Source organism: Gelidibacter sp. (assembly GCF_053579655.1).
Genome location: NZ_JBMDWE010000029.1, coordinates 24,052 through 37,043, shown reverse-complemented (window position 1 = coordinate 37,043; position 12,992 = coordinate 24,052). Strand labels below are relative to the sequence as shown.

At 36.6% G+C, this 12,992-nt stretch carries 10 protein-coding genes and 1 pseudogene; 6 read left to right on the top strand and 5 right to left on the bottom strand.

Annotated features, from left to right (window positions below):
* Nucleotides 1-9: 9 nt before the first annotated feature.
* The 4 genes and pseudogenes from ACOH2D_RS13965 to ACOH2D_RS13950 form a co-directional block, all read right to left on the bottom strand.
* Nucleotides 10-210 (bottom strand): annotated as a pseudogene (locus tag ACOH2D_RS13965) (HpaII family restriction endonuclease); the annotation flags it as partial.
* Nucleotides 211-256: 46 nt separating this feature from the next.
* Nucleotides 257-781, bottom strand: coding sequence for an HpaII family restriction endonuclease (locus ACOH2D_RS13960; RefSeq protein ID WP_449535584.1), 525 nt, complete (start codon nt 779-781; stop codon nt 257-259).
* Nucleotides 768-1,529: an HNH endonuclease gene (locus tag ACOH2D_RS13955; protein ID WP_449535583.1), complete on the bottom strand. Its 762-nt coding sequence runs from the start codon at nt 1,527-1,529 to the stop codon at nt 768-770. The genes ACOH2D_RS13960 and ACOH2D_RS13955 overlap by 14 nt, the downstream gene beginning before the upstream one ends.
* Nucleotides 1,529-1,726: a hypothetical protein gene (locus ACOH2D_RS13950; protein WP_449535582.1), complete on the bottom strand. Its 198-nt coding sequence runs from the start codon at nt 1,724-1,726 to the stop codon at nt 1,529-1,531. Before ACOH2D_RS13950 ends, ACOH2D_RS13955 begins: the two co-directional genes overlap by 1 nt.
* Before the next feature lie 1,046 nt (nt 1,727-2,772).
* Between ACOH2D_RS13950 and ACOH2D_RS13945 the strand changes: the two genes are divergently transcribed.
* The 6 genes from ACOH2D_RS13945 (at nt 2,773) to tsf (ending at nt 8,516) form a co-directional block, all read left to right on the top strand.
* A complete protein-coding gene (locus ACOH2D_RS13945) occupies nt 2,773-3,525 on the top strand; it encodes a ferritin-like domain-containing protein (RefSeq protein ID WP_449535581.1) in 753 nt (250 codons plus the stop codon).
* A gap of 29 nt (nt 3,526-3,554) precedes the next feature.
* Complete coding sequence (locus ACOH2D_RS13940) at nt 3,555-4,382, top strand: ferritin-like domain-containing protein (protein WP_449535580.1); 828 nt, start codon at nt 3,555-3,557, stop codon at nt 4,380-4,382.
* A 1,250-nt stretch (nt 4,383-5,632) separates the two neighbouring features.
* Entirely contained in the window at nt 5,633-6,088 is a 456-nt protein-coding gene (rplM, locus tag ACOH2D_RS13935; protein WP_449535579.1) for a 50S ribosomal protein L13, read from the top strand.
* Nucleotides 6,088-6,474 (top strand): 30S ribosomal protein S9, encoded by a 387-nt coding sequence (gene rpsI, locus ACOH2D_RS13930; protein WP_348035960.1) that lies wholly within the window; start codon nt 6,088-6,090, stop codon nt 6,472-6,474. Before rplM ends, rpsI begins: the two co-directional genes overlap by 1 nt.
* Nucleotides 6,475-6,676: 202 nt before the next feature.
* Nucleotides 6,677-7,459: a 30S ribosomal protein S2 gene (gene rpsB, locus ACOH2D_RS13925; protein WP_348035959.1), complete on the top strand. Its 783-nt coding sequence runs from the start codon at nt 6,677-6,679 to the stop codon at nt 7,457-7,459.
* Nucleotides 7,460-7,550: 91 nt separating this feature from the next.
* Nucleotides 7,551-8,516: a translation elongation factor Ts gene (gene tsf / locus ACOH2D_RS13920; RefSeq protein WP_348035958.1), complete on the top strand. Its 966-nt coding sequence runs from the start codon at nt 7,551-7,553 to the stop codon at nt 8,514-8,516.
* 1,106 nt (nt 8,517-9,622) lie between these two features.
* Here tsf and ACOH2D_RS13915 read toward each other — a convergent pair.
* Complete coding sequence (locus ACOH2D_RS13915; protein ID WP_449535578.1) at nt 9,623-12,907, bottom strand: TonB-dependent receptor; 3,285 nt, start codon at nt 12,905-12,907, stop codon at nt 9,623-9,625.
* Between the last annotated feature and the right edge of the window lie 85 nt (nt 12,908-12,992).

Here is a 12,992-nt window from a genome sequence, read left to right as displayed (position 1 = left end):
TGAAAAAAACTATGCTTTTATCTGAAAGTTTAATTTTATCAATGAATCAGCTCCTTCATGATAAACTTTACCGTAGCCCATTTTAGAACCAGATGGATTGTCCAGCCTGGAAGAGTTCTTTAAATACTGTTTAAACTTATTGAAATCAATCAGATGGTAGCAAAGTACTTCTGCATTTTGTTTTACTATAATTATTCCACCCACAATATCATATTTACCAGATCATACTGATTTTGAGGTCATACCTAATGCAGCCTCAACCAAAAAAACTCACTAATCTATATTCATAAAATTTATGCCCCTGACTTTGATCATAATTCATCGGGTTTTCTTCCGTTATTTTTTTAATGACTTCATTTAATTTAGATATTCTACTGACGTATTTATCTTTGACTATATGAGCTATTATTTCTGGTAAATCACTATCTATTACTTGTAGGTTTAATTTAAAAGTGGTGTCATCATAAGCATAAAACTCAATATTATAACCGAGTTTCATAAGCTTAGTGACCCGATCAATATATTTATGCCGAGACGTTATTGAATTTATTTCATTAAAATGCTGGTCGGTTATGGGAGCATTATTTATATCGGTAATTTTGTAGACTATATTCGTGTTCTCATTAAATTTAATGGGTTTGCTATTTAAAAATGATTTAATCATAAATTCTTGATTTGAACTTATACCATGAATTGAATCATCTTCAGATACTTTAATAGCTCCAATTTGTGGAGATTTGGAGCCAGAATTCATAATATAAAGATTGTTAATTATACTCATTTTTAGTGTAGTTTGAAAAGTGATGCTCTATGAATTCTATTCTCGGAAAGAATTTATCTGGAAGATTTATTTTCTTTTTATTGAAATGAGAAAAATATATGTCATCTTTTTCTTTCTCATATTCTAAAAGATACTTAGACACTGATATATTATAATTCGGATCAACACTGATTAATCCTTTATCAAAAGCTTTATCATGTAAATTATTAAGACAAAGTCCATTTTGAGGATTTGTTCTCTCTCTATTTTCGCTCCAAGGAATTATATGACTTGCTATTAATAATTCTGGTATTTTAATACCTGTAATACAACAGGTTAAATCATAAGCCGAAAGAACTGAACTCCTAAAGAAAGATTGGTTAACTCTTGTTTTAACCAATCTCAATTTATCTTTTCCCTCAGGTAAACTTTCTGATTCAAATTTATTTTCAATATTATTTCCTTGAAATTCAGCAATAAGTTTTTCGCTCTCAAAAGCTAAATCATCCCAATTCCCATGAAATTCATCCCAAATAATTTCTTCCAATTTACTTCCATTAACCAAACCTGTAATTCCCTTTTTCCTTAGTTCAGGATCCAATCTTCCTAAATTACCAATTTTCATGTTTAAGGCTGATGGCGAACGTCCTAAAATATTTGCATACTTAATAATAGTTGGATGTGTTTTACTACTATTCTTAAACGGTATTTTACAATACACATTGAAAGCGACAATTGTTTCTTCTCTAGTCCAATTATTTTTTGCCATTATTGATCAATTATTTCTATATGTGTAACTGAATAATCGGCAAGGATGTCTTCAAGAAACTCCTTAGTTAAATCGGAACCACCTGAAAGTATTTGAGCAAATATTTCAACTCTATCATCGTTTGACAATGTATTTAATTGTTCATCATTTCTAAAGAAAGACATGAAATCGTCTCTCGTCATTATTGTCTCTATCATTTCATATTGTTTTTTTGAGTTAGGCAAGGATGTGAAAATATTTTTTTCGGATACAATAAAAGAGATTGAAAAATTGAAAACCCTACACAACTAAGTTAATCCCAAATCTTCGTAAAACCAAAGATAAATATTCGGTACGTGGCTTCGAAAGTATTCATTAAATAAAAATAGTTTGAAATAATAATCTAACTATTGTAGTAAAACATTTTTTTGTTGTTTTATAGCTTCCGCGTTAGGGATTGTAGTGAAAATCCTTTTTTTGAGGCACGAGAAAAAAGATTGCAACGAAAAGCCCGACCCAAAGGGAAACGCCCAAAAACTCCTAAAAACATTTCAAAACTAACTTCCGCGTTAGGAATTATGAGTTCAATTTTACTTTTACAAATAAGAATTCGTGATACCGCTTCGCTAAGTTGCAGTGAAAATCCTTTTTTTGAGGCACGAACAAAAAGATTGCAACGAAAAGCCCGACCCGAAGGGAAACCTCCAAAAAGTCCTAAAAACATAAACTATTTTAAAGAAAAGTCCGACCGCTCCCAATAATTCACAAGAACAACGACAGCCCAAATAATTTTCAAAATCTTAAATAAGCATATCAGGTTAAAACTCGACCCGAAGGGAAACGCCCAAATCAAAAATAACTTCACAAAAGCCTATCTCTTTAAAATATGAATGTACTTTCGAGAACATGATGAACTAGTATTTATAGAAAAAACTCCCAGTGGAAGACCTATAAAAACAGTAAAATCCCATTTTATCACCTTCCCTACATACTTTTCTTTTCAAAAACATCTGTTGAATATTACTACAAACTTTCGACAAACGCATTAAAACAAAAGTATTCATACGAGCTAAAACAAATCGTATATAAGATAACCTTTTCAGAATCAGCTGATTAATTTTAGGTCTGTATTTTTATTACTTAGTTTAGAACTTAAGTTTTAAATAAAAACCCGCATTTTTTAAAACTCCGCTTCATTTTTCTTCTGTAAGTCCTTCTAAATACATTTCAAGGAGAATCTTTATTTAACTTAAATACTATACATATGAAAAACGAACTTTTAAAAGAGCTAGATGAGCTAGGAGGCTTTAACAAACGCCGTCAATTTTTGAAATTGAGTGGTATGGTTGTTATGGGCTCTGGGTTAATGATGGCTTGTAACAATGATGACGACAGTAATGTAGGACCACAACCTGGGATTTTTGATCTTGGATCGGGAAACTTAGGAATCTTGAATTACGCGTATGCTTTAGAGCAACTCGAAGCAGCGTTCTACACGAAGGTATTGGCGGGTTCTTATTGGGCCGGCGCACCAGCCACGGAAAAGCAAATTCTGGAAGATATTTACAATCATGAGATCATCCATAGAGATTTTTTCAAAACCGCAATTACTGCCGTAGCACCAAAGGATATTTTACCAACATTGGAATTTGATTTCGCAAGCGTGGACTTTAGCAGTAGAGCTTCGGTTTTGGGAACATCGAAAGTTTTGGAGGACACCGGAGTAAAAGCCTATAATGGCGCCGGAAAATTGATAAACGTCAGTGATGCTGCTGGTCTGACCTATTTACTCTTGGCCGGAAAAATTGTTTCGGTGGAAGCACGTCACGCCTCAGCTATTAGAGACTTGTTAAACCCTTTATCAGAAGATTTCGCTGGAGATGACATCCTTATAGGATTAAATGGTACCGCGAAAGCGTTTGACAAAGCAGCAGAGCCGGGCGAGGTTTTGGCAGAAGTGGGCGCAACGAAATTTGTCGTAACGAAATTTACGGCTAATAACTTACCGACCTCTTAATCCGTGATTTAACTTAAAAATATACGACTATGAATTTTATAACCATTTTAGATATGCTCTCAGACCAAGACCTCTTAAAAAAAGCAGGTACGAGAAGAGATTCTTTTAACCATTTTAAAAAACTAGGGTCTAGCGTTGCCTTGGCGTCCATTCCCTTCGGATTGGCTGCTACCGGTTCAAAAACAAAAACAGCCAATGCTGCGATGTTTGGTGTAGCTGGCTCTGCCAGCAATACCGACGTCCTAAATTTTGCCTTGACGCTGGAATATTTGGAGCGCAGTTTTTATAGACAAGGTCTGGCCGCCTCAGGATTAATCCCAGCGGCTGACCAGATGGTATTTGCTACCATATCAAAACATGAGGATGCACACGTAGACTTTTTGAAAGCGGCTTTGGGAGTTGATGCCATAGCGGAGCCGACTTTCGATTTTACAGGAGCTCCTGGAGGACTAAATTTGGATCCATTTAATGACTACCCCACTTTCATGGCCTTAGCACAAGGTTTTGAAGATACCGGCGTCAGAGCCTATAAAGGACAAGCCGGTGCTTTGGCCAATGACAATGCGCTACTTCAGTATGCGCTACAAATCCATTCAGTGGAAGCACGGCACGCCTCTCAAGTGCGACGTATGCGCGGTGAAAAAGGATGGATCACAAAATCCCAAAACACATTGCCACCGCAGTTTGCAAGTATTTATGGTGGCGCAACACCTGAATCCAATACCGTTCAAGGCGGGGTTAATTTGGCAGGAATGTTTGCCAGCTATGGCGGCGACGATGCGGTTACCGAAGCGTTTGACGAACCCTTAACCATGGATGAAGTGCTCGCCATTGGCGGCATTTTTATTGCGTCATAAATAAAAATTATTGTAATAGAAAACCGTCTGATCAGGACGGTTTTTTTTTGGAATAAACCGACTTGACTATTTATAGTGGAAAAGTATTTTCGAAACATTTTAACACAACGTCACAGTCCGCGGCAGGGATACGAATTCGATTTTACTGTTGTATCTTAGATTTTGTGATTCTGCTTCCCTAAGTTGTAGTGTATATCCTTTTTGCGAGGCACGAACAAAAAGATTGCAACGAAAAGCCCGACCCGAAGGGGAACGCCCAAATAATAATAATAATAATAATAATAATAATAATAATATAAAACATTTTAAAACGACGCCATCCGCGTTAAGGATTACGAATCCTATTCTATTGTAATTGTTTGGAATTCGTGATACCGCTTCGCTAAGTTGCAGTGAGAATCCTTTTGAGAGAAAAAATATTGCATCGAAAAGCCCGACCCGAAAGGAAACTTGCCTGTCCGTCAGGCAGGCGCCCGAATAATCCTAAAAAACATATTAAAACGCCGACACCGCGTTAGGGATTACGAACCGAATTCTATTGTTATTATTTGGAATTCGTGATAACGCTTCGCTAAGTTGAAGTGAAAATTTTTTTTGTGAGGCACGAGCAAAAAGATTGCAACGAAAAGCCCGACCCGAAGGGGAACGCCCAAATAATCATAGAAAAAATTCTAATCCAGTCAGATCCGAAGGAAACATCCAAATAATCCTAAAAAACATATTAAAACGCCGCCGCCCGCGTTAGGGATTGCAGTGAAAATCCTTTTTGTGAGGCACGAGCAAAAAGATTGCAACGAAAAGCCCGACCCGAAGGGGAACGCCCAAATAATCCTAAAAAATATATAATATGACACTGCCAGCCCAAATAATCCTAAAAAAATTAATCCCCTCTAAGTTTAAGCGCCATAAACATCTTCTTCCCTAATTATAAATGTTAATAAGTCACCAACAAAAACCTAAACCGAGTTCCAAAACCCAAACACCAACACCACCATTGCGCTATTCTGAACCGCACCTATCAAACGCATCATTTCGAATGGCTTATGACAAATAATTACGACATATCTTAAAAAATAACGGTTATAATTTTATGGAAATTAAAAAGAAAGTAACTGCCACTAATTTTATGAACAAAATTCGCATCATACTATTTGGTAATCACATAGATTATCGTAAATTTGCAAACTCTTTTTAAGAGAGGAATGTTTAACTCGTCACGTGAACAGCGCGACAAATAAAAATCAATTAGTGTGAATACATTAAGCTACAAAACGATTTCAGCTAACAAAACTACTGTTGATAAGCAGTGGGTTTTGGTTGACGCTGAAGGGCAAACACTAGGTCGTTTAGCTTCTAAGGTTGCAAAACTTTTAAGAGGCAAACATAAGCCTAACTTCACACCACACGTTGATTGCGGAGATAACGTCATTGTTATCAACTCTGAAAAAATCAACTTAACAGGAAACAAGTGGAACGATAAAACCTACATTCGTCACACAGGTTACCCAGGTGGTCAAAGAAGTCTAACCGCTACTGAACTATTCGGAAAAGATCCGGCTAGAGTAGTGGAAAAAGCAGTAAAAGGAATGCTGCCTAAAAACAAATTAGGTGCAGATTTATTCCGCAACCTAAACGCTGTTGTAGGTTCTGAGCACACACATGCGGCTCAAAAACCTAAAACAATTAACTTAAACGAATTCAATTAATGGAAGTAATTCACAAAATTGGCCGTAGAAAAACGGCTGTTGCTCGTGCGTATGTTGCCTCAGGTACAGGGAACATCACAATTAATAAAAAAGACATGGCGATCTACTTTCCTACTGCTGCATTGCAGTACAAAGTAAATCAACCTTTGGTCATGACTAACAATGATGGCAACTTTGATATTACAGTAAATGTATATGGAGGTGGTATTACTGGTCAGGCAGAAGCAATTCGTTTGGCATTATCTCGCGCTATGTGTGAGTTGGATGCAGAAAACAGAGGCATTTTGAAACCAGAAGGATTGTTGACAAGAGACCCAAGAATGGTTGAACGTAAGAAATTCGGTCAGAAGAAAGCACGTAAGAAATTCCAGTTCTCTAAACGTTAATCTTTTTATTACCAACTCGATTGGAAATATGAGCAATGATATTTCCAATCAAGTTTTTTTTAAAACACAAAATTTAACCCAGTTAATGTTGTCCAAAACACCCTTGTGTTAGGATAGTTTAGCATCTAAATGGTAAAGGCGATCGGCCACGGCTGAAACCACTTTATCATTGCTAATTTAACAGAACGTAAACTATTACAAAATGGAAAAAATAGAAGTAAAAGAATTACTTGAAGCAGGTGTACACTTTGGTCACTTGACAAGAAAATGGGATCCAAACATGGCGCCTTACATTTATATGGAGCGTAACGGTATCCATATCATCAATCTTTACAAAACAGCTGCCAAAATTGAGGAGTCTGCAGAAGCACTTCGCAAAATCGCAGCTTCAGGAAAGAAAATTTTATTTGTAGCTACAAAAAAACAAGCGAAAGACATCGTTGCTGAAAAAGCAGGTGCTGTAACTATGCCGTACATCACTGAAAGATGGCCAGGCGGAATGTTGACCAACTTTGTAACTATCAGAAAAGCTGTTAAGAAAATGGCAATGATTGATAGAATGAAAAAAGATGGTACCTTCTTGACATTGTCTAAAAAAGAACGTTTACAAGTTGACCGTTTGAGAGCCAAGTTGGAGAAAAACTTAGGTTCTATTTCTGACATGACGCGTTTGCCAGGTGCTTTATTTGTAGTGGACATTAAACGTGAAAACATTGCTATTAGAGAAGCACAGAAATTAAACATTCCAATCTTTGCAATGGTGGACACGAATTCTGATCCACGTCAAGTACAATACGTTATTCCTGCGAATGATGACGCTTCAAAATCTATTGATAAAGTTTTAACGCTTATCACTTCTGCTATCGCCGATGGTTTATCTGAACGTAAGTCAGACAAAACTGATAAAGACGGCCAAGAAGACAACGTAGAGAAAAAAGAAAAGAAAGCCGCTAAAAAAGTAGTAGCTGCTGACGAAGAAGAATAAATAACAATTATATAATACCTTAAAGTCGTTTCGTTCTTTTCTTTTCAGAAATCAATTGAACGACTTTTTGTAATAAATACACTTAGAAATTATGACAAAAATAACAGCTGCAGAAGTTAACAAACTTAGACAAAGTACAGGCGCAGGAATGATGGACTGTAAAAAAGCTTTAGTTGAGGCTGAAGGCGATTTTGACAAAGCTATTGACGTATTGCGTAAAAAAGGCCAAAAAGTTGCAGATCAAAGAGCAGACAGAGAGTCATCGGAAGGTGCTGCTGTTGCTAAAGTAAATGCCGATCATACTGTTGCTATCGCTATTGTTGTAGGATGTGAAACAGACTTTGTTGGTAAAAACGAAGCGTTTGTAGCATTGGCTAACCAAATTGCTGACATCGCTATCAACTGTACTACTAAAGAAGAATTATTAGCTTCTGATATTGGTGGAATGACGGTTGCTGAGAAATTGATTGAGCAAACAGGTGTGATTGGCGAAAAAATTGATTTGAACGCTTTTGAAAGATTGGAAGCGCCTTATATCGGTTCTTACGTTCACATTAACAAAATTGCTGCTATCGTAGGTTTTTCTGCTAAAGTTGACAAAGCTGACGAATTAGCTAAAGATGTGGCAATGCAAATCGCTTCAATGGGAGCTTCAACATTGTCTTACAAAGATTTTGATGCTGCATTTGTAGCTGCAGAAACTGAGGCCAGAATCGCTGTTATTGTAAAAGACAACGAAGAACGTGCACGTATGGACAAAACTCCTAAAAACGTACCTAGCTACATTTCTATGGCACAGTTAACGCCAGAAGTATTGGCAAAAGCTGAAGAAGATGCTAAAGCTGAATTGAAAGCTGAAGGGAAACCAGAGCAAATTTGGGATAGAATCCTTCCAGGTAAAATGGAGCGTTTCATTTCTGACAACACGACCTTAGACCAAGAAAAATGTTTGTTAGACCAAACGTTTATCAAAGATGAAAAAATGAATGTTGCTAAATATGTTGCTTCTTATGGCGATGTTAAAGTAACAGACTTTAAACGTGTGTCTTTAGGATAATCATTAATTCCTGCGTGCTTTATTGAACTTGTCGAAATACAGGCAGGAACCTCCAATAAAGTTAAAAACCACTACTTCTTACTAAAAGACGTAGTGGTTTTTTTTGTTTTAGTAATTGCATTTGATACATTGAAATCGAAGTTGAAGTCGAAGTTGAAGTTGAGATTGAAGTGGATGTATAAGAAATAAACTAAATATTAATATGCCGTCCCGCTGGGACTTTGGCAATCGGTTAGATTTGGTGCTATTAAGATTTCGCCCCGATGGGGCTGAATAGTTTATGCGCCATATAGAAGTCACGATATCAGACTATTACTCTAAAAGTGGCGTTGTATAACTAGTAAAGATTGCTGCAGAAACACCAACAATCACATATTTATTCCGGTTATCAACATGCAGACTGAAAACACCCGAAATGACTCTAACTGCAAATATATACAAGTCTTTTGGGCGTTTCCCTACGGGTCGGGCTTTCCTTTACAATCTTTTTGTTCGTGCCTCACAAAAAGGATTTCCTCTGCAATCCCTAACGCAAATGGTGAGTTAACAAAATGTTTTAAGCCGAAATCAAACTCCATGTAAGACCTAACATTCAATTGAAAAAACATAAACCATACTAAACGTCCTTAGTGCACTGAATAGACGCACCTTCTTAAAAGAGAAATTAGTCGTTTCTAAGCGCTTTTCACTATGATTGAAAGTCAATGTAACCTACATCTGATATTCGGCGTTTATAAAGCGCTTAACACCCAATAAACTCTTCCTTCAAAACAGCATGAACGAGAACAAAATTCACTTAATAATCTTCCTTGATTACAAACTAATCTCAGTACAAAAGCAACTTAATTATCTTCATTCCTTAATGGTTCAAAATAAAATCATCACCAAAGATCAAATCCTTAGGAAGTTAAGGAACATGAAGGGTTTAGAGAGCCTAAATCCTTCCTCTACAAAATAACTTAATAACCTACTCCGCAATAAGAGCCCTTGAACCCTTAAGAACCTGACAACATCTTAAAATCTAAACCAAAAAAAACGTCCATCAATTTGATGGACGTTTTATGTTTTACTCATTCTATTAATGAATGGTAAGTAATATAATTTGGTTAGAATGAATATCTAGCACCTACTTGAAGTTTCCAAGTTTGACCATAGAAATAGTTATAGTCAAATGTACTTACAGGGTATTCATTTTTAACTTTAGCAAAAGAGTAAGAAGGGACATTGTTTGCATCTTTGCCTTCATATCTTAAAATCTTACCATTGTTTGAGATCGCGTTGTTTTTAGCAACTCCCCATTCAGAATTTATAAGGTTTCCAACATTTAAGAAATCTAAGCTAAACTGTAACGTATTGCGAGTTTCTCCAACATTGATATAATACTCACGGGTTAATCTCAAGTCAAACGTATGAACCCATGGGCTACGAACCGCATTGGCTTCAGCATATTTCCCTTTATTATTTTTTAGATATTTATCTTGCTCCATGAAGTTGAAAAAAGCATCTTCATCAGCTTGTGTTTTAAATTTGATATCGCCTCTTTGACTTGGGATGTAGATCAAATCTGTTGAAATTCCATCGCCGTTCATATCATTCGCGTAAGTATAGCTATATCCGCTAGGAGAAAATCCTGAATAGAATACATTGATTAAAGTAGCAGATTTTGCGAAGTCATTTGACCAAGGCAATTTATATCCTGCAGATCCAATCACTTTACTTGGTACAACATAATGTGAGCGTTGAAGTTCTGGCAAATGAGGTCCGTTAACTCCAACAAGCCCACCATAGGCTGAACTAGCATTACTGCCTGGCATCCCCGTAATTTCTTTTGATTCCGTATAGGTATAAGCAAGCATTAATCTTAAATCGTCAACTGGCTCGGCATTAACTGTAATATTACCGATTGCACCCCATCCTTTGCTTGTATTTGATAACATATACGCGTTTCTAGAGGTATAAGTAAGATCAGCACTCGCCGGGTAAATATATCTATCATCAGGACCTGAAAAACGTTGCCATGAAGCATCTGGATCTTTCAAGTTGTAATTTTTTAGCATGACACCATTGATGTTTTTTGTGTAAATTCCTTCAACCGTAACTGACATTGGGAAAGACACAGGAACATCATAATCAAAAGCAATTGATGATTTCCATACTTGTGGCATTTTGAAGTTAGGATCTACACCGTTGATATCACGAGGTAAAACACCGTCCGCAGGAGTAATTGTATTAGGAAGATTCAATCTTCTGATCATTTCATCCACATCAGTAATCATTGGACCGGCTAAACCTGCCAAAGCACCATTTACGCTCTTAATTGAACCATTAGAGTTATAAGTTGTTGTCGCTGCATAACTTCCTTGTACCATTCCTGAGTTGGTTGGCATATTCGTAAAGAACACCAATGGTAATCTTCCTGAGAAAACACCAGTTCCTCCACGTAGCTTCATCGATTGATCACCTTTAATGTCCCAGGTGAATCCTACTCTTGGAGATACTTGCACATTGGCATCTGGCCATTTACCTGTATCAATTTTTCTACCGCCAAAATCTAAATCATAGATAGCGTTGTTTCTTAATAAGTTGTTTTCATACTTCAAATAGTCTGCGCGAATTCCATAAGATAATTTGAAATTAGGATTAACGTCCCAATCGTCTTGAAGATAAACTCCTACTTGATTAAAAGCAACTTCAGCAGTTGGATTTCTTTCGCCATCATAACCATAAGTTAAGGCAAAATCTGTTGGAGCGGCTTGATTAAGAAAATCCTCTAAGCTCGCATAACGATAATATCCAGTACCATTTCTCATATAAGAGTTGTTGGCCAACTGGTGTTCAAAACTTAAGCCTCCAGTAACCTTATGACTATCTAAGTAGTAGGTTAGGTTATCAGTAATAGTAAATGTGTTGTTGTTAACAGCGTTATTATGAGTAAAAAGCTCAGTACCCGCAGACATATAAGGTTCAAGAATTTGATTCCCTTCTGGCGTACGCCCATTCATAATATCAATAAAAGGGAATGGAGAAGAATTCGTTCCTCGTGCATCCTGTATTTTTGAAGAAGTCACAAGCAATTGATTAGAAAGCTTATCAGAAATTCTACTGTTCAAATCCAATGATAATGAATTTACAATATTGTCTTGAGAATAAGTGGAATTTGAGAATGCCATAGCATCTTGTGAAATACGATTGAAGCCATTAAAACGGTAGCCAGCATCAGCTGAATTTCCATTTGTTGCATTCCATCCCTGGTTTTTAGCATAGTTATAACGTACGCTTAATTTGTTGGTTTCATTGATATTCCAATCCAAACGAACAAGCAATTTCTTGTTGGTTTCATCAGCAGGATAATTACTGTAAGATCCTGGATCATAACCATAGTTAGTAAGTAAATGCTGTCTTACTCTTTCCATATCAGCAATACTGGTACGTGAAAGCGACTGATCAAGATTTGCAACACCATCTTCTGAAGGTCTCCAATTCACAACCTGACCTGGACGTTTTTCCATTTCTGCGTTAACAAAAAAGAATAATTTATTTTTTAAAATTGGTCCTCCTAATGTCAAACCATAGATTGTTTTTGACTGATCGTCTCTATCGCCAAATTGAACATCACCAATGCGGTTACCACGCATATCTTGGTTGTTGAAATAGGTGTAAGCAGAACCTTTGAATTTATTAGTGCCTGATTTAGTAATGGCATTGATACCACCACCAATAAAGTTTGATTGACGTACATCAAAAGGAGCGATCACTACTTGAACCTCTTCAATGGCATCCAATGATATTGGACTTCCGCCTGCTGGTAAGCTAGAGCTCAATCCAAAGTTATTGTTGAAATTGGCACCATCTACTGTAAAGTTAGTAGAACGACCGTCGCCACCTGCAATACTCATTCCGTTTGAGTAAGGCGAAAGTTTTGCAATGTCAGCAATACTTCTGTTAATACTTGGCAGAGCTGTTAACTGTTCATTAGAAATATTGGTTACAGCACCTGTTTTCTCAGTTGAAAACTTGGTTCTTTTAGCAGAAATAACCACCTGACTTAAAGAAACGCTTTCTTCACTTAAAACCACATCATGAAGATAACCAGCACCTAACTTAAGCGTAATGTCACTCGTTGTGTTGGTACCATATCCCACATAGGAAATTGATACACTGTAAGGTCCACCAACACGCATGCCTGGCAAGTTGTACCGGCCTTCGTCATTAGTGATCGTGCCGTAAGTAGTACCTGAAGGAACGTGTGTGGCAACAACTGTTGCGCCCATAACCGGACCTTCAGCATCCGTAACTCGCCCACTCATGCTGGAAGAAGTTACCTGAGCCGTCATGACTGTAGTACAAAGCAATACTACAGACATCATTAAGAATTGAGTAATTTTTTTCATCTTTAATGTTTAAAATTTAGATTTTAAATTCGGTGCAAAATTAAACCATTATTATGACTTAATATTAACTAAACGTTAAGAAAAT